Origin of the sequence: Niabella drilacis (genome assembly GCF_900101395.1) — a bacterium.
GTDB lineage: Bacteria > Bacteroidota > Bacteroidia > Chitinophagales > Chitinophagaceae > Niabella > Niabella drilacis.
Map to the genome: position 1 here is coordinate 152,423 of NZ_FMZO01000010.1, position 18,294 is coordinate 170,716.

The 18,294-nt window shown below is 46.3% G+C and carries 18 protein-coding genes; 13 read left to right on the forward strand and 5 right to left on the reverse strand.

All coding sequences use genetic code 11. The features are described from left to right. The first annotated feature begins 4 nt into the window (after positions 1-4). The 4 genes from BLS44_RS17430 (at position 5) to BLS44_RS17445 (ending at position 5,035) form a co-directional block, all read left to right on the forward strand. On the forward strand, positions 5-1,228 hold the full coding sequence (locus tag BLS44_RS17430; protein WP_090391502.1) for a hypothetical protein: 1,224 nt from the start codon (positions 5-7) through the stop codon (positions 1,226-1,228). An 11-nt stretch (positions 1,229-1,239) separates the two neighbouring features. Beyond that, on the forward strand, positions 1,240-2,217 hold the full coding sequence (locus tag BLS44_RS17435; protein ID WP_090391503.1) for an AAA family ATPase: 978 nt from the start codon (positions 1,240-1,242) through the stop codon (positions 2,215-2,217). 45 nt (positions 2,218-2,262) lie between these two features. Then, positions 2,263-3,585 carry a DUF58 domain-containing protein gene (locus BLS44_RS17440; RefSeq protein WP_090391504.1) on the forward strand — a complete coding sequence of 441 codons (1,323 nt, stop codon included), beginning with the start codon at positions 2,263-2,265 and terminating at the stop codon, positions 3,583-3,585. A gap of 106 nt (positions 3,586-3,691) precedes the next feature. Further along, positions 3,692-5,035 (forward strand): hypothetical protein, encoded by a 1,344-nt coding sequence (locus BLS44_RS17445; protein WP_143019823.1) that lies wholly within the window; start codon positions 3,692-3,694, stop codon positions 5,033-5,035. Here the strand turns inward: BLS44_RS17445 and BLS44_RS17450 are convergent. The 4 genes from BLS44_RS17450 to BLS44_RS17465 all read right to left on the reverse strand — a co-directional run bounded on the left by BLS44_RS17450 (position 4,957) and on the right by BLS44_RS17465 (position 7,746). Then, positions 4,957-5,301, reverse strand: a complete 345-nt coding sequence (locus tag BLS44_RS17450) for a nuclear transport factor 2 family protein (RefSeq protein ID WP_090391506.1) — start codon at positions 5,299-5,301, stop codon at positions 4,957-4,959. The genes BLS44_RS17445 and BLS44_RS17450 overlap by 79 nt on opposite strands. A gap of 61 nt (positions 5,302-5,362) precedes the next feature. Then, entirely contained in the window at positions 5,363-5,950 is a 588-nt protein-coding gene (locus BLS44_RS17455) for a Crp/Fnr family transcriptional regulator (protein ID WP_090391507.1), read from the reverse strand. A gap of 28 nt (positions 5,951-5,978) precedes the next feature. Further along, complete coding sequence (locus tag BLS44_RS17460; RefSeq protein ID WP_090391508.1) at positions 5,979-6,842, reverse strand: phosphatidate cytidylyltransferase; 864 nt, start codon at positions 6,840-6,842, stop codon at positions 5,979-5,981. Further along, on the reverse strand, positions 6,832-7,746 hold the full coding sequence (locus BLS44_RS17465; RefSeq protein ID WP_090391509.1) for a type II CAAX endopeptidase family protein: 915 nt from the start codon (positions 7,744-7,746) through the stop codon (positions 6,832-6,834). Before BLS44_RS17465 ends, BLS44_RS17460 begins: the two co-directional genes overlap by 11 nt. Before the next feature lie 114 nt (positions 7,747-7,860). Between BLS44_RS17465 and dusB the strand changes: the two genes are divergently transcribed. From dusB to BLS44_RS17515, 9 genes are all read left to right on the forward strand, one after another. Continuing rightward, a complete protein-coding gene (gene dusB / locus BLS44_RS17470; RefSeq protein WP_090391510.1) occupies positions 7,861-8,901 on the forward strand; it encodes a tRNA dihydrouridine synthase DusB in 1,041 nt (346 codons plus the stop codon). A 187-nt stretch (positions 8,902-9,088) separates the two neighbouring features. Next, a complete protein-coding gene (locus BLS44_RS27195) occupies positions 9,089-9,283 on the forward strand; it encodes a hypothetical protein (RefSeq protein ID WP_394332472.1) in 195 nt (64 codons plus the stop codon). After that, positions 9,244-9,387 (forward strand): hypothetical protein, encoded by a 144-nt coding sequence (locus BLS44_RS26825; RefSeq protein WP_218127776.1) that lies wholly within the window; start codon positions 9,244-9,246, stop codon positions 9,385-9,387. Before BLS44_RS27195 ends, BLS44_RS26825 begins: the two co-directional genes overlap by 40 nt. Before the next feature lie 410 nt (positions 9,388-9,797). After that, positions 9,798-11,585 carry a MutS-related protein gene (locus BLS44_RS17485; RefSeq protein WP_090391512.1) on the forward strand — a complete coding sequence of 596 codons (1,788 nt, stop codon included), beginning with the start codon at positions 9,798-9,800 and terminating at the stop codon, positions 11,583-11,585. Positions 11,586-12,046: 461 nt separating this feature from the next. Next, positions 12,047-12,838 (forward strand): DUF2975 domain-containing protein, encoded by a 792-nt coding sequence (locus BLS44_RS17495; protein ID WP_176954462.1) that lies wholly within the window; start codon positions 12,047-12,049, stop codon positions 12,836-12,838. Between the two features lie 26 nt (positions 12,839-12,864). Beyond that, complete coding sequence (locus BLS44_RS17500; RefSeq protein ID WP_090391515.1) at positions 12,865-13,479, forward strand: DUF2975 domain-containing protein; 615 nt, start codon at positions 12,865-12,867, stop codon at positions 13,477-13,479. A gap of 45 nt (positions 13,480-13,524) precedes the next feature. Beyond that, positions 13,525-13,737, forward strand: a complete 213-nt coding sequence (locus tag BLS44_RS17505; protein WP_090391516.1) for a helix-turn-helix domain-containing protein — start codon at positions 13,525-13,527, stop codon at positions 13,735-13,737. 77 nt (positions 13,738-13,814) lie between these two features. Continuing rightward, positions 13,815-16,544, forward strand: coding sequence for a TonB-dependent receptor (locus BLS44_RS17510; RefSeq protein WP_090391517.1), 2,730 nt, complete (start codon positions 13,815-13,817; stop codon positions 16,542-16,544). Between the two features lie 3 nt (positions 16,545-16,547). Next, entirely contained in the window at positions 16,548-17,327 is a 780-nt protein-coding gene (locus tag BLS44_RS17515; protein WP_090391518.1) for a GLPGLI family protein, read from the forward strand. Positions 17,328-17,416: 89 nt separating this feature from the next. Here the strand turns inward: BLS44_RS17515 and BLS44_RS17520 are convergent, their stop codons facing one another. Beyond that, complete coding sequence (locus BLS44_RS17520; RefSeq protein ID WP_176954463.1) at positions 17,417-17,884, reverse strand: hypothetical protein; 468 nt, start codon at positions 17,882-17,884, stop codon at positions 17,417-17,419. Positions 17,885-18,294 lie beyond the last annotated feature (410 nt).

Genomic DNA, 18,294 nt, shown 5'->3' on the forward strand with positions numbered 1-18,294 from the left:
CGCTTTGAAAAAATACCTTCCATATATCCTGGGGCTGTTCCTGATCATCCTGCTTATTTTCATTGTTCTGAAAAATAATGAAACCGCCGGCAAAAAGGAGATAAGCACTTTTGTATCCCTGAGAAAAGAAGATAAGAATCCCTATGGCACTTATGTAGCTTACAACGGGCTAAAGCGGTTTTTCCCCAATGCCCGCTTTCTGACAGGTACCCGGGGCATAACGGACGATACTACCTTATCACAGGAAGCCGGCAATCAGCTCTTTATCAGCTTTGTGCCACAATCAACATTCTACGAGTACGAACTGGATGAGCTGATGGAGTTCATCGACAAGGGTAACAATGTCTTCATCAGTTGTTTTCAGCTGGGCAAGGAGTTTGAGCGCTTTATTGACGCGCGGACCAGTACGCGCTCCCTGCGGTCTTACCCCTTTGCAGACTACGGACCAGACACGATGCACCTGGAGCTGGATTCCATTCCCCTGCCCAAAGCCTATGCTGCCAGCTATCCAGGTGTGGCACTCGAAGGCTATTTTGTAAGAACCGGCCGGAGCACCACCCGCATCCTGGGCCGGGGTTACGAGGGCCGGGCAAACTTTATCCAGCTGAAGAAAGGGAAAGGCTCGCTGTTGATCCACCTTTCTCCATTAAGCTTCAGTAATTACTTTTTGCTTTACGGGAACAATATGGAGTATTTCAACCAGGTATTCTCACTAATACCAGCCGGCACCCGTACCGTTATCTGGGACGAATACTACCGCAAAAGAAGATCCGGCAATGACGATAATAAAGGCTGGTTCGGAGCTATTATGAAACAAAAAGCCTTCCGCAGCGGCATCCTGCTGGCACTGCTGCTATTGCTCATTTTTACCCTTCTCGAAATGAGACGGCGCCAGCGTTTTATTCCCCATATAGAGCCCCCAAAAAACGACACCCTTGACTTTGTAAAAACAATGGGGCTCCTCTACTATGAAAAGAAAGACAATACAAACCTGGCGCACAAAATGAGTGCTTATTTTCTGGAACATCTGCGAAGTAAATATCATATCTTTTCAAAAGAACTGGATGCTGCTTTTATCAAAGAGGTCAGTGATAAAAGCGGGGCAGACGCGACCCTCGTATCCACGATCGTTTACCAGATAAAACAGGTTTATAACGAGGGCGTCATTGCAGATACGGACCTTATCCACCTGCAGACAAATATTGAAAAATTTTATAACAGCATCTAAAAACAGGATATATGGAAGAACCTATTTTTGAGAACCGCGTCAACCTCGGCGAGCTGAACGAAGCGGTAATAAAGATCACCGGCGAAATAAAAAAGATCATTATCGGCCAGGAGGAAATGGTGCGCCTTATCATTACGGCGCTGCTTGCAGATGGCCATGTACTCATACAGGGCGTACCGGGCGTAGCCAAAACACTTACGGCAAAACTGGTAGCGCGCTCTGTAAATGCAGTTTTTTCACGCATCCAGTTCACGCCCGACCTCATGCCCTCCGATGTGATCGGTACGCCGGTATTCAATCCCGCCGATGCCCGCTTTGAGTTTAAAAAGGGGCCGGTCTTCGGCAATCTTATCCTGGTGGATGAGATCAACCGTGCCCCGGCCAAGACACAGGCGGCACTGTTGGAGGTAATGGAAGAACGGCAGGTTTCCGTAGACGGCAAAACCTATTCGCTGGAGGCTCCTTTTATGGTAATTGCCACGCAGAACCCTATTGAACAGGAAGGAACCTACCGGTTGCCGGAAGCCCAACTGGACCGCTTTCTTTTTAAAATCGAAGTTCCCTACCCAACGGAAGAAGAAGAATTGCAGATCCTTAGCCGGTTCCATCAACTCGGGAACCAGCCGGTGCTCGATCAGATCCGGCAGGCACTGACGGCGGCACAGATCAACCAGCTCCGGAAGCAGGTAAAAGAGATCCTCATCGAAGAAAAGCTTTTAGGCTTTATTGCAAAGCTCATTCACCAGACCCGGAACAATAAAGCTATATACCTGGGCGCATCTCCCCGGGCCTCCCTTTCCATCATGAATGCCGCAAAAGCCATGGCCGCAATATCGGGAAGAGACTTTGTAACCCCGGATGATGTGCTGGCGGTAGCAGCGCCGGTATTGAGGCACCGGATCATCCTGTCCCCCGAAAAAGAAATGGAAGGTGTTACAGAAAACGAAGTGATCAAACAGATCATCAACGGGCTGGAAATACCCAGGTAACGCTCAAAATCCCGAACCTTAAGTCTCAAATTTCAACTCTGATCTTTGCAATCCTTCTACTTAAATAAGATCGTTTATTATATCGGCGGCGCAATTGCCCTGTTGTTTATTAGCAGCTACTTCTATCCGGCGCTTTATATGATGGCAGCTTTGTTCCTTGCGCTTTTATCAATAACGATACTTGCCGACACCCTGCTGGTTTTCCTGAAAAAAACAGGGATCATTGCCACACGAACACTGCCCGACCGCCTGAGCATCGGCGATGACAACAGGATCTCACTGCACCTGTTTAACAACTACGCCTACCCGGTAAATTTTTCCGTGATTGATGAGCTGCCGGCACAATTCCAGGAACGGAACTGGATCCGGAAGGCTTCACTGGCAGGCAACCAGGGAACGGATATCCATTATACAGTAAAACCCCTTACCCGGGGCGAATACATTTTTTATGATATTCATATATTTGTTACAGCTCCGCTAAGACTGGTAACAAGAAAATTCACCATTACTGCACAAAAAACCACCCGGGTATATCCTTCCTATATACAAATGCGTCGCTTTCAGTTGCTGGCCATCAGCAACCGGCTGCAGGATGCAGGTGTGAAACGCTCGCCAAGGCTGGGCCATAGCATGGAATTTGAGCACATCAAAGAATATGTAAGAGGCGATGACTATCGTACCATCAACTGGAAAGCTACCGGGCGCAAGGGTGGCCTTATGGTCAATAACTACACCGACGAAAGAAGCCAGCAGGTATATTGCATCATCAACAAAGGACGTGTAATGAAAATGCCCTTTGAGGGGATGACCCTGCTGGACTACGCCATCAACGCATCCCTGGTGTTGTCAAACATCTCCCTCGTAAAACAGGATAAAGCCGGCCTGATCACCTTTGCGGAGAACCAGGACAGCTTTATTACCGCAGATAAACGCCCGGGCCAGATGAGCCGCATCCTGGAGACACTTTATAAACAGGAAACCCGCTTTTTGGAAGCCGATTACGAAAAGCTGTATACCATGGTCCGGAACAAGATCAACAGCCGCAGCCTGCTGGTGCTCTTTACCAATTTTGAATCGATGGAAAGCCTGCAGCGGGAATTGCCCGCATTAAAAAAAATGGCGCACTATCACTTGCTGCTGGTAGTACTGTTTGAAAATACAGCGATCACAGAACTGACCGGGTCCTCCGCTACAAATCTCGAAGAAGTATATGTCAAGACCATTGCTGAAAAATTTGCCTTTGAAAAAAGACAGATGATCAGGGAACTACAGCAGAACGGGATCCTGGGCATTCTCAGTACGCCCCAGCAATTGACTGTTAATACCATCAACAAGTACCTGGAACTGAAGAACCGGGCAAGGATCTGAAACAGCTTTACGGATACAATTAGCAGGTAACACCGGGCATTTTCCTGGTTATTTATGGAATCAGGTAAAAACACGCATCCTATAAATGGACCAATGATAACGTTCAATGATGTACAGGTTATTCATCCATTCCATAATATACCGTTGCTGGATCCTGGCTGTTTTTATTACCTCCTGTAAAAGCCTTACAGAACGGGATGTACCTCCCGCCGACCTGTCGCCGAACCCTACATTCGTCTTTTCGCCCTTTGAAATGGATTGCGAAAGTAGTTGGCAGAAAAAACATAACGACAGCCTGTTTAAGATAAACCCAGTAAAATTCACACCGGCTACGATCGGTGTTGTTAAAAACATCCCATTTGAGTACATCAGCATACTGAATCCTTCCATACCGGATCAACCCGATACTGCAAGAAATTCTTATCAAACAACAGCACCCCTGCCCCCGGTTGAGCCTTCCGCCATTATCAGAACAGAAAGATCCGGAACACAGATAGCAGCCATTTATTGTTCAGACCTGTACGACGATTTTGTACATGGAGGAACCGGATACTGGATCGCACTTTCAAATGATAATGGCAACCATTGGAATTATTATTACACGGGCTTAACCAGCGGCTTCTTTTATGCATTCAAAGAGCGCTCTTCTGTTCCCATTTTGAAAAATAAAGACACCCTGCAGATAGAAGCCCGCCTTGTGCGCCAATCATCCCGGCTTATTCTTCCCATGCCACCTGTATTTGAGGAACTGGATACTGCAGTTATTGTACAGATGGATATTAAAGGATTGACCAAAGACTCTGATAACGACGGGCTCACCGATATTGAAGAATCCAAAATGCTCCTGAACCCGTTAAATCCAGATACGGATGGCGACGGCATCAATGACAAGATAGATACCAACCCGAGATATAAAAGCACTGCCTCAGCAAAAGCGATCCTATATCAGTCGTTGATCGAGAAACCGGAATTTATCACTGGGCATTTTATGAGCATCGACTTGTCAAAGCCTCTTGCATTTCCGCCGGAGCCCTTCACAGATTCAATTGATGCTATGTATAAGGGGAAGGAATTTCTGTTGATCGTTTCTGACGATCAGGAGTTGCAACATATCAATCTCCAAAACAGAACAGTCATCATTATGTCAACAAAAGAGTACGAAGCCTATAAAACAAGGTTCCCGGCTCACTTTATCAGATACGAACTTTCACCACTGTTCCCCTGTGACGATCATGAAAACAGATTCCTGTTATGTATCAGCTACCTGACAAGCAGCCTTGAATATATTATCGAAAGAACAAAAACGGGATGGAACGTCTGGTCCACATCAATGACCATCGTTTCAATAAACCCGGCAATCATGTGGCGGACTTATTCTTTACCGGAATCCAGTAGCGGCCGCGGATCAAATACAACTTTCAGTGAACGGATCTTTCCGGCATCGGTATGATACCAGCCGGATGCCGGTATCCTTTTGCCACCCATATTGATCATATACCAGAGACTTATATCCGTACCGGCTTCAAAAGATTGCAGAACCTGGTATTTCAACTTCATTTGTTCCATTTCCCTTATATAAACCGCAGCCCCTTCTCTTCTTCCGAGTACACCCTCAAATACAAATCCATCGTGCAGGCAATCCTGTGCACCCGAAAAATGTTCGTTATTAAGCTGATCAATAAACCGTAATACCAGCGCTTTTGCTTTGTGATCCATAATCGATAAATTTTAATACCACGAAACTAGAATACTACAGCAAAAGCAGATGTGACAATTATCACAAAATACCGGCATCACCCGCCCGCCGCCGGCTTCGTATGCGGCTCAGGGTTTCGCGGGCCACACCCAGGAAAGAAGACAGTTGGCTGAGCGGGATACGTTGCAGCATAAAAGGGTAATGACGCTCCAGGTATTCCAGCCGGTTTTTTGCGGTATACAGCTGGAAGATACTGGCAAAGTCCTCCTGCCGTGCCGCAAACAGGCGGATGCAGGACCGGCCCAGCGCTTCGATCTCCGGCGATGTTTTACTGGCCACCTGCAGGAGCGATCGGTCAAAAACAATAACATCCAGCGGTTCCCCGGCTGCAATAAAATAGGCAGAAGGCTGCCCGCTTCCGAAACTGCTGATATTGGTTACCATGTCGTTTTCGAAGAAAAACCCGGTATTTTTCTCCAGGCCATCTGCCTGATAATAAGTTCTGCAATAGCCTTTTTCAATAAAGTAGAGTGCGCGGCAGGCCTGGCCTTCTTTTAGCAATGGTGCCCCTTTTTCAAAATGCGCTTTTGAAAGCGCCGGCTGCAAACGGTGCCAGCTCTCATCCGAAAACGGAACCAACGACCGGAAATAATGTAGCAAACGATCCATAACAATAATTGCTGGCCATCCAAAACAGTTATCTGAAAAACTGAAGGAACAGCCACACGAACGGAATAGCCACTAACAGGGAATCAAACCGGTCCATAAAACCGCCATGCCCGGGCATGATACTGCCGCTGTCCTTTACCCCTGCCATGCGTTTGAGCTTGGACTCCAGCAGATCGCCGGCCGTACCGGCAATAGCCGCTATTAATGAAATACCCAGCAGCACCTGCCAATGAAACCAGTATTGCAATATGAAAGTAATGGCCGCCACACAAAGCAGCATCCCTCCAATGGTGCCCTCCATTGTTTTCTTGGGTGATATTTTGGAAAAAGGGGTTTTCCCGATCATGGATCCCACAAGATAAGCGCAGGTATCATTGATCCAGATGGCCACGATCAGCAAAACGGGGATAAAAAAGCCGGAGGCAGCCTCCCGGGCCCCGTCCTCCATAATATTGATATCAGCCGTATAGCGCAGCCGGAGCAGCAACGCCCAGCTCAGGGAGATATAGATCAGGCCCAATGCTGCGGCCCCAAGGGCCTTTAAATGGATACGTTGCTGAAAAATACCGGTTATCAGCAACACAACCCCGGCCAGCAGAAAAGGCAGGGAAAAGCTGGACGCCAGGCTATACCCGAACAATTGCAGTGCCCCGCAGCAAAGCAGCAGCAAATGAAACCCGGCTAAACAGAAACCCAGTTTCAAATAGGGATGAAAAACAGTGCCAAAGATCTTTTCATTCAGTTTCAGGTACTCCCACCAGCAACCAAAATGAATACAGCTGATCAGCAGCAAAAAGCTCCACTCATTATAAAGCAGCCCGGCCATCATTACCGCCACAAAGATGAGGGCCGTAAAAGCTCTTGTCCAGAATGTTTTCCAGTTAAATGCCATCAGCCGCTTTTGTTTGTTGTATTTTCTTATTCATCCGCACAAAAAGAAGAACCACCAGGGGAACCGCAACAAGTCCCAGGTAACTGCCGCTCTTATCAGCCATCGCCTCCGCGATCGGCTTCCCGGACTGCACCTGTGTGTACATCACAATAACCGCCAGGGCATTGTTGATAAAATGAGCCAGGATGCTCAGCCAGATATTGCCGGATAACTGGTAGATCAATCCCAGGATAATGCCGAGGGCCAGCCGGGAAAGAAATCCATATCCGGACATATGGATCACGCTAAAGATCAGGCTTACCACAATAACCGACAGCCACAGGTTCCGGTTACCCCGGTACATAAAATTCTGCAGGCCACCCCGGAAAAAAGCTTCTTCGCAAACAGCCGGTATCAGGGCCAGCACCACTATCGACATCAACAGGTCCGGTATACTTTTAAAGCTGACCAGTCCGGCAGCCTGTGAAGCATAAACGTTCTCCCATTGATCGAACCGCAGCCGCAAAGATGCCGGCAGTGGCAACTGGTAACTCAGGTATCCCAGGCCGGCACTTACACCCAGGCCGCAAAGGATGATCACAATGGCATAGAACAACTGCCAGTTTGTTGTTTTTTGACTAAAACCGACCAGTTTTAATGGTTTATGGCTTAAGAACGAGGCGGTTACAATAGTAGGCAGTAAAAAACCAAGCAAGGCCTGGATGGTCTGCAGCAATTGCATTTCCTTCAGATAGGCCGGGTTTCCGACAGCCTGGGCCAGTTCTTCAAGCCCCTTTCCGGTCATCAGGTTCCAGGCGACACCGCCAATAGCGCCTGCCAGGAACATACCGCCTACCCCAAAAGCGATCAACATAAAAAAACCGGCCGTATAGGATATATCTTTCTTATAAAGATCAGTCGTCATAACATCAAAAAAATAAATCGTACCTTTGCGGGCTCAAAAATAGTTGATTTCTGCAAGCGGAACGCCTAAAGCTGGCAGCTAATAGCTGATGGCTTAAGGCTGATAACTTAAAAAATGGTAAACATAGGAAACATAGCACTGCCGGATTTCCCGCTTTTACTCGCTCCCATGGAGGATGTAAGCGATCCACCTTTTCGTGCCGTATGTAAAGACAACGGTGCCGATCTCATGTATACCGAGTTCATCAGCAGTGAAGGCCTGATCCGTGATGCCATCAAAAGCCGCAGGAAACTGGATATTTTTGACTATGAACGCCCCATCGGCATCCAGATCTTCGGAGGCGATGAGGAAAGCCTGGCAATGGCTGCTAAAATTGTGGATGTCACCCAACCGGATCTCCTGGATATTAATTTTGGTTGCCCTGTAAAAAAAGTGGCATTAAAAGGTGCCGGAGCCGGTGTCTTGAAAGATATCGACCTGATGGTGCGGCTTACCGATGCCGTAGTAAGGTCTACCTCCCTGCCGGTAACTGTAAAAACCCGCCTGGGCTGGGACGATAGTATGCTGAACATCGAAGAAGTGGCCGAACGGCTGCAGGATGTTGGCATCAAAGCACTGGCCATCCACGGCCGTACCCGCTGCCAGATGTATAAAGGTGAGGCCGACTGGACCCTGATCGGGAAAGTAAAGAACAATCCCCGTATTCATATTCCTGTTTTCGGCAACGGCGACATCGACAGCCCTCAAAAAGCGTTGGAATACCAGAACCGCTATGGTGTGGACGGCATCATGATCGGACGGGCTGCCATTGGCTACCCCTGGATCTTCCGGGAAATAAAGCATTTTGTTCAGACCGGTGCTTTGCTGCCCCCCCCCACGGTGGAAGAGCGGGTAAATGTAGTGCGCAAGCACCTGCAAAAAAGCGTGGAATGGAAGGGCCCCATTGTTGGTATCAATGAAATGCGCCGGCATTATGCCAACTACCTGAAAGGATTACCCAATATCAAAGAATACCGCAGCAAACTGGTGCGGCTTACAGAAGAATCCGCCATCCGGGAAGTGCTGGATGAGATCATTGAAAAATATTCGGGTATTGAAATGGAAGCCGCGCCCATCGAACTGATCAACTACCACGAAAAATGCCCCATAAATTAAAAGAGATATCTTTACAGGAGAAAGCCATGTAATGGACCCTGAAAACAAAGTAGAAGAACCCTTTGTTCCTTATGGAATCATCACCTCCTTAGATCAGCTTGACTTATCCCGGCGTTATTCCTATGCCGATTATTTCCGGTGGAAATTCCAGGAAAGAGTAGAACTTCTGAGAGGATGGATTCATAAAATGAGCCCGGTGCCCGGAGTGAAGCATCAATCCACCTCCTTAAAGCTTACACTTAAAATCGGGAACTACTTTGAAGGAAAGCCCTGCAAAGTTTTCACAGCACCTCTTGATGTGCGTTTGCCCGACTCAAAAAAGCGGCAAAAGAATACTGGCTCGTGGAGCCACAGGATAAAGTGGTTCTTGTGTATCTGCTAAAAGATGGAAAGTTCCTGGGTATAAAACCCTTTATCGAAAGCGATGAGATCAGTTCTGCGTTGTTCCCGGATCTGAAATTCAACGTGAGCGATATTTTTGAATAAAATAAACCCGGGTGCTGTTACGGCACGTGACAAACGCGTCCGGATTAAGGAAAATAAAAAGCACAGATCAAGATCCTCAGGCACTATAAGCAGTTACGAGACTGCTAAAACGCGTTCGTCAGGGAATTCCGGTTCCTGTAGAAGCGGTTTAAAATTGCCAGCACCAAACAAACACGAAGGTGTATCAAAAGGTTTTTGAAGACGCTGAAAATCGCGTATTTGACTTCACGCTCCATCACCTTACCGAATAAAAAGAGGCTGTCTCGGACTTTTGAGACAGCCTCGTTCATCAATATAGCATATTTGCTAGACACGCAATGTTCCTCCGGAACCGGTCATTGCTGAAATCAGATATGTTTGCATAATGTTACTGCGCATCATTGGCGCATCTTCTTTACTTTTACCGTTCTATGGATACTACAATTTATAAAGAACGGGCAAAGCAGTTTTCCAAAAACGCGGGCCTTTTACAGCAAAAGCTGGGATGGCTCAGTTTCTCCCGGCTCGTGCTTTTTGCCGTTTTTATTTACCTGCTTTACCGCGCTACCCAAACGGGGGCTGCTGGCACCATTGCAGCTGCTGTGTTCTTTTTTGCAGCCTTTATCATCGTAGTAAAATGGTACGATCGCCTGCTGCAAAAGACAGTCTACTATAAAGCGCTGGCACAATATAATACCGATGAAATAGCGTTCCTGGAGACCAATCAATCTCCTTATCCCAACGGCAAGGCATACGAAGCGCCGCATCACCCTTATTCCTACGACCTGGACCTGTTCGGCGAAGGCGGACTTTACGCGCACCTGAACCGTTGCAGCACTTCCTTTGGACAGGAAGAACTGGCCCGCCTGCTGCTGAACCCGGATACCGCAACCATTGTTCAGCGCCAGGAAGCAGTGAAAGAGCTGGCTGCCATGAACGATTTCCGACAGCAGTTGTATGCAAAGGGAAGCTTGCAGAAAAACAGGGACAAAGAGCTGAAGCAGTTGATGGAATGGGTACGCTCTGCGAAAACCGGCATCAGCAAACCTTTGTATGGCCTCCTGATGCTGCTTCCGCTGATCACCATTAGCAGCCTGTTATACTATTTCTTTGTATCCGACAGCAACGAGGTATTCCGGATCGTATACAGCTCATTCGTCCTAAACCTGGTCATCGCCTTTTCTTTTGGAAAAAAGATCGCAGCCCAGTTAACCGTTTCCTCTTCGGTAAACAAGATCCTTGTTGCCTATAAGGATCAGTTGCAGCTGATCGAAGCACAATCTTTTCAATCATCCTTACTGCAAAGCGACCAGCAACAATTAACCAAAGATGCACCGGGGGCCTCCAGGCAGCTACAAAAGCTGGCTACGCTTTTTGAATACCTGGAGTCCATCGTCAACCTGCTGGTAAGTATCTTACTGAACGGCCTTTTTCTTTTTCATATCCATATCCTGTACCGGCTGGGAACCTGGAAAAAGCGACACGGCTCCCATATCCACGACTGGCTTGAAGTGTTGGCGCGTTTTGAAGCCCTGAGCAGCCTGGGCAATTTTTCGTTCAACAATCCCGGCAACTGTTTTCCGGAAATAAACGCACAGCCCACCCTGTCGGCTACGGATCTCGGGCACCCTCTCATCCGCTCCGAAAAAAGGATCAGCAATGATGTAAGCTTCCAACAGCAGAAATTTATTATCCTGACTGGTTCCAACATGAGCGGCAAGAGCACCTTTTTACGTACAGTAGGTATGAACCTTGTACTGGCTCGCTGCGGTGCACCCGTAACCGCATCCCGCTTTGTATTTTATCCTTTTGACGTATACGTAAGCATGCGCATTACCGATTCGCTGCAGGAAAGCGAGTCCTTCTTTTATGCGGAATTAAAGCGGCTGCAAACCATTGTACAACATCTCGGAAAAGGGAACAACACGTTTGTGATCCTCGATGAGATCCTGCGCGGCACTAACAGCAACGACAAACGGAACGGCACCATCGGCCTGATACGGAAACTGGCCGGCTTTAACACCTTCGGCATCATTGCCACGCACGATGTAGTGGTGGCCGACCTGATACAGGATTACCCGGAGTATATTTCCAATAAGGCCTTTGAATCGGAGATCATCAACGATGAACTGATCTTTGATTACAAGCTAAAAGACGGCGTTTGTACCAAACTCAGCGCATCCTACCTTATGAAAAAACTGGGGGTGATCGATCAGTAATATAAGGCTCGCTCCCTTCCCAACATTTTCGTTACAATCCTCTTTGTTCATCGCAGCCCCTGTGATGCGCATTGCCACCCGATCTCCGGAAGATGACATTCCACCGTTATATGATTACGGGACGGGGTCAAAATATACCGTGGCCCCGGACCAGACTGCCGTTCCCACTCCCGAACCGTTATTGATGGCTGCATCCAAAAGCGCAGCCGGTCTTATACTGCCGTTGAAACAAATCGATTTTCAAAATAAATTTATTGATTTACAATAAATTTATTTTGAAATATGATAAATGCGACTTACTATTGCAGAAACTTTTGCAGATGAAGAGACTAACAAGCGATAAAATAATCAATATCCTGCTATTGGCTGTTATTAGTTCCGCAGGATTATATTTATTAATCCCTAAAGGTCTTTTCAGGAGTGGGAAGGGCCCAACTATTCAGATTTCGGATTCAGCATATATGAGCGCAATCATAGCCCCTGTTGCACCGGCAAAAACAAACTGCCAGGTCTGCCGGGAGCAGGAAGACAGTCTTAAAAGAGTGGAAGAGTTGAAAAACGGAAAGTTCCAGAGGGATATTGGCGCTCCTTTTGGCCAATTGGTGCGGGGTTCTTTTTACACCGATACGGAGATCCGCAGGTATAAGGGATATGAATATCCGGATAAAGAGCCTGATTACTTTTTTGCACTTCCGTATTGGGACCTGGCCAGTGCAGATAGGAAACGAGGCACAGTGATCTATTCTGTCGAAAACAAACAGGCCCATATCAATGTCTTTGATTATACGCAAAGCAAATGGGGAACCCGGAAAAACAAGCCGGTCTCCTTCAAATATGACCCGGGCAAAAAGGAGATCCTGATCCCTGTCAGCAGGTCACAATATAAAATGATCAGGGTCCTGATCATTATCGTTGACATTTTTATAATCCTCCTGCCCTACTTATTTGTAATGGTGGGTGGCATTGCCGGGTTTCTCTTATCAGTAGCGAAAGGAGCAGTCTTTACACGAAAAAACATCCGCAGATTAAAGGGAATCGCGCTCGTGTCGCTCATCGTGCCCCTGCTTATCCTCGTCATTAATTATTCTTACAGATTCATTTTTCATGCCTATTTTAATGAATATATAGAATTTAAGACTGAGTTATTCTACGACCAGGCCAGGAACTTTGGAATCGCTATCATTTGCTTTTCGTTGTACAAAGCATTTGAAAAAGGCTTTAGACTACAGCAGGAAAATGATCTCACTGTATAATATCTACAAACTAAAATTGCTAAAAAATGAAGTTACAAACAGCTATTAAGATTTTAAAGATCATTGTTCGCATTGGCTTTTACCTGCTATTACTGTTCATTATCCTTTTTATTGCAGTATCTGTTCTGAGACTATCCGGGGGCAATATTAATGAAGGGCTCAATATTTCAAACGCTGTAAAGGTGCGTTCGCTCGATTCAGAGGTAACGGGTAGGGGAACCTTCAATCAACAGCATACAGGCAGCTATCAGCAGATCAGCACCTATTTTTTCCGGCCCAATTTCAATACTCCTGCCGGCTACTATCTGGTTTTCATCAGGGCCTTGTATTATTTAATCAGTCTTTCCATACTCTGGCTGTTGCTGCGCACCCTGGATACGATCAGCAATACCGCGTTTTTCCATACAAAAATAACCCGATACATCCGGCTTCTTGCATTCATGTATATGGCCAGTGATCTGCTTGGCCTTATTGATTACTTTGTAATGCGTGCATTCCTCCATCAGGAATTTCCGGCCATGCATTTCCGTCCCGAAATAAATTTTGGCGAAGATCTCATCACCGGCCTGATCATTTTTGTCATTACCTTTATATATGCCCGTGGCGTACAACTCCAGGAAGAACAGCAATTGACTATTTAACATTGATACTCCCATTTTTATCATCAACAATATAATCACATAAGAATGCCCATCATTATCAATTTAGACGTCATGATGGCCCGCCGGAAAATGTCGCTCAACGAGCTGAGCGAAAAAGTGGGTATTACCTTATCCAACCTCTCCATATTAAAAAACGGGAAGGCAAAAGCGATCCGCATAGAAACGCTGGAGGCCATCTGCAGGGCATTGGATTGCCAGCCGGGAGACCTCCTTGAATATGCAAAAGAAGAAATCTGAAAAAAAACTGAAAATCACTGTAACTTTTTTAAAACTTATACGACCTATAAGATAGCTTAAATTAAATTGACTGTCAAATGCTTAAAAAATACCTGGGATCTGTACTGCTGACCCTTTTCCTTATGAACTGCGCCTATGGCCAAAAGACCACCATAACGGGCATTGTAATGGACAGTAGTGCCAATGTACGGCTTAGTAACGCTTCTGTTGTGTTGCTACAGGCCAAAGACTCTTTTATTGTGGCCGATACCAGGGCCGATAAGGAGGGCCGCTTCAGCTTTCAGAACATGAACGATACGGCCCGTTACGTATTATTCTTCAGTTACCCGAAATATACGGATTATGCACACCGGGTTTCCATGCAGGAGGCAAAGAACAATCTGTTCAATTTGAACAGGGTAAACATGATCCTCAAGGAAAAACTGCTCCGGGAAGTACTGGTTAAATCCAGGGCCAGCGCTATCAAAATAAAGGGGGATACCACCGAATATACGGCAGACAGCTTTAAAGTGCAGCCCAATGCCACGGTGGAAGACCTTTTAAAACAATTGCCGGGGCTTCAGGTAGACCAATACGGCAATATCACCGCACAGGGCCAGAAAGTAAAGAAAGTACTGGTGGATGGTGAAGAGTTTTTTGGAGACGACCCTACCCTGGTTACCCGGAACCTGAGGGCCGATATGATCGACAAGGTGCAGGTATACGATAAAAAATCAGACGCCGCCGCATTTACGGGTATTGACGACGGTATAAAGGACAAAACCATTAACCTGAAAATAAAAGAAGATAAGAACCATGGCGTTTTCGGCAAGATAGAGGCCGGAGGAGGCACTGACCAGCACTATAACGTGCAGGGAATGGTCAACGCCTTCAAAGGCAAAAGAAAGATGTCCGTTTACGGAACCACCAGTGATATTGGCCGCGTTGGCCTGGGCTCTGCCGACAAGCAAAAACTCGGCGACGATGACAGAAGCAGCAGCAATTATGATGGCAAGGGTCTTCCCAGGGCCTTATCAGGGGGAGCACACTATGATAAAAAATGGAACCAGGATAAAGAGTCTGTCAACGGGAATTATAAATACAATTTTATGAATGTGGAAGGCGATGAGTCCACCATCTCACAAAACAACCTTCCCTCCGGCTTTATCCGGAGTGAATCCAGCAGCCATTTCCAGAGCCGCAATGAAAACCACCGGGCTAATGCCAAATATATTCACAAATTTGATACCACCTCCACCGTTACCGTTTATGCAGACGGTTATACAGGCGACTCAAAAAATGCGTCATCCGCGTTATCAGAAAGCAGAAGGGCCGACGATAGCAGGATCAATACCACGGAAAGCTCATCAAATAGCGATTATAAAATAAAAACATCCAATATTAACCTATCCTGGGAAAAGAAGTTAAAAAAATACGGAAGAACCCTCTCCTTTTACTTCAACAATAGCTTTACCGATGATCAGGCAGATGGCTTAAGCCGCTCTGAAACCCGGTTTTACAATACCAGCGACGTTCAGGATAGCAGCGGGGGGCTGAACCTGCACCGCCAGATGAACAACACCTGGCGCGGCAACAATTTAACCGTCAATTACACAGAACCTTTGTCTCAAAAACTGTCGCTTCTGCTAAATTATAAACTGGGAAACAATGAGAGCGACGAAGACCGAAGGTCTTACAACCTGGCAACCGGTACCGGGCAAACAAAGGTAGACTCATTATTCAGTACAAAACTTAATTCCACTGAATGGAGCAACCAGGGAGGTGCGGGTATTAACTATACATATCGTAAACTCATCATCAGGGCCAATAACAACGTCCGGTTCATCCATTTGGATATCGACAATTTCTATCAGCCGGTGGCACTAAAGCGGAATTTTGTAAACTGGACCCCCACCGCCAGCCTGCGCTACAGTCCCACTCAGTTAAAAAACTACTATTTTGAATATTCCGGAAGCAATACCAACCCGGATAAAACACAACTGCTGCCTTACCGCTACAACAACAGCCAGCTGGTGACGTATTTATCCAATACGGATCTTAACAGCAGTTTTACCCATTCTGTTAAATCCAATTATAACCAGGTAAAAAACATGGGACAAACTTATATGGGTGCCAATGTAAGTGCCAGCATTACCAGCCATCCCATCATTATTGCATCCGTACTCGATCCTTCATCGGGTGCTTACACCTACCGATATGAAAATTTAACCGGCAATAACAACAGCGATTATTCTGTAAATGTCTATTATGGCCGGCAGATCAAGGGATGGTACCTTAACTGGGGGCTCGCTACCAACGGAGGCGCCATGTACAGCAAAATGAACAGTGCCTTAAACAGGCTCAACTATTCCACCTATTCGCTTTCCCTGTACACAGGGAAAGAAAAGACAAAAAAATACGGAGTAGGTCTATACGTAACCGGCGGTTACACCCTCAACAAGTCATCTCTTCAGCCTGAGATCAGGAACAACTACTTCTCTTACAACCTGTATCCTTCAGCTGCCGTTTATTTTCTCAAAAAACTGGAGCTGCATACAGACGGGAACTATTTCTGGCAACAAAAGACCCAGACCTTTGGCCAAAACTTTGACCGGTTTATCTGGAACGCCTGGCTTGGGTACAACCTGCTGAAAAATGATCAGCTCACCATTAAAGTTTCCTGTAACGACATTTTAAATCAAAACAACGGATACTCCAGAACAGCAAACAACACCCTGTTTACAGAAAACAGGTATACTACCATACGCCGTTTCTTTATGATCGGTGCTACCTGGAGCTTCACCAAATTCAATAACCTTAAGCAATAAAAGATGAAAAAAATATTCCTGCTGGTTACAATAGTATGTTACACTGTAACCATTCATGCACAGCATGCTGCGTTTATGGAAAGTGGTAAAATCACGTTTGAGCGTAAGGTAAACACGTTTGCTGCAATGAAAATTTTTCTGGAGGAAACCAAACAGGTACCGGAAGACCAGATACCCGGCTTTATGCAAAAATACCGGCAGAGCGCTCCGCAATTCTGGACGGATAGTTTTCAATTGTTCTTTGACAGAGGGCATAGCCTGTATGAACCGGTGAATAAGGACATCGGCTTTTCCCAGACGTTTCAGATCCCTGCAGCCTATAAAAATAAGGTATACAGCAATTTTCAATCGGGCCAGTCTGTTTCGGAAAAGATCATTTTTGATAAAAATTTCTTCATCAAAGACTCTGTAAAAAAAATCAGATGGAAGCTGACCGACGAAACCCGGGAAATAGCCGGGTACCAGTGTCACCGGGCCAATGCGTTGTTTTTTGATTCCATTTACGTAGTCGCTTTTTATACCGATGAAATCCTTACCAAAGGCGGCCCGGAAGCATATAACGGGTTACCGGGCATGATCCTGGGCATCGCTGTTCCCCATCAGCATATTTCCATTTTTGCCACCAGCGTTACGGGTTTTGATACGGCTTTTGATAAATGGAAACTTCCTGAACCCGGAAAAAGTACGGTCGTTAATAACAAAGAATTTAATACCACCTCTTCCAAACTGCTCAAAGGCTTTGGCCTCACGTCTCCCTGGGTTCAGTTCTTTATGGATATGTAGCACTAAAACGTAAAATTATTTAAGCAGGTCCGGCATCCATACAGGAAGGCCGGCAACCTGTTTTTTCGCATCATCAGAAACCGGTATCTTCAATTTATTAAAATAGCTCCCCTGGTTTTTACCGGCAGTCCTGGATAATAAAACAAAGTACTGATTTCTTCGCTCGTCATCATTCCTTCTGTAAACCCAGTTCTGCTACGCTTCTCTATAATGCTGTTGTATATCTTCCGTAAAGCGGCATTGAGTTTCTTTATTACCTTTCCTCCAAACGCGTCAATCATCGGGTAGTAAAATGTATAAAGCGGCAAACGTGGATCACGTGCCCATGTAGCGTAATCGGGTTCGTTTATATACATCTTTATCAGTTTCGTTATGTCTTCCCGGGTATATCCCATACGGGCCTGGTAAATGTCTTTTTTCAACACTTTCTGAAAAGCGTAGCGCGGATAGAGATTAACGCTGACTTCTGTAAGCGCCGCAAAATCCAGCCCATGAAGCCGGATGATTCCTGATCGCCTGTACCCACTCCTTATTGGAGGTCTTTCCCAGCGAGTCATAATCGCGATAACCCCCGCCAATGCATGGCAACTGCCTATTACAACATGATCATGGCAGATTTATTTTTCCAGGGAAGCAAAACTATGAACAGAAATCCTTGCCAGGTTGGATCCCCTTCATCCGGCTTCAAAAAAATCCGGATGGGATACATTCAAGCAAGTGTTCAAAAAATATATAGCCCCCCAATGACAGCCTGGACTATACGTATGGGAATGACAGCAACCGTAAGGGAAAGGGCCTGAAAAAACAGAAGTGATGGTTAGCCGGTTTTCGGGGCAAACAAAGACCAACCTTGCTTCTTTTGTAAAACAGGGAAGTTCCCTGTCAATCCAGCTACAGACGGAGCATTAAAAAAGTGTACTTCCCGGATACCAGAAGACCTGCCCCCTGCCTGGATTTAAAAAAAGGG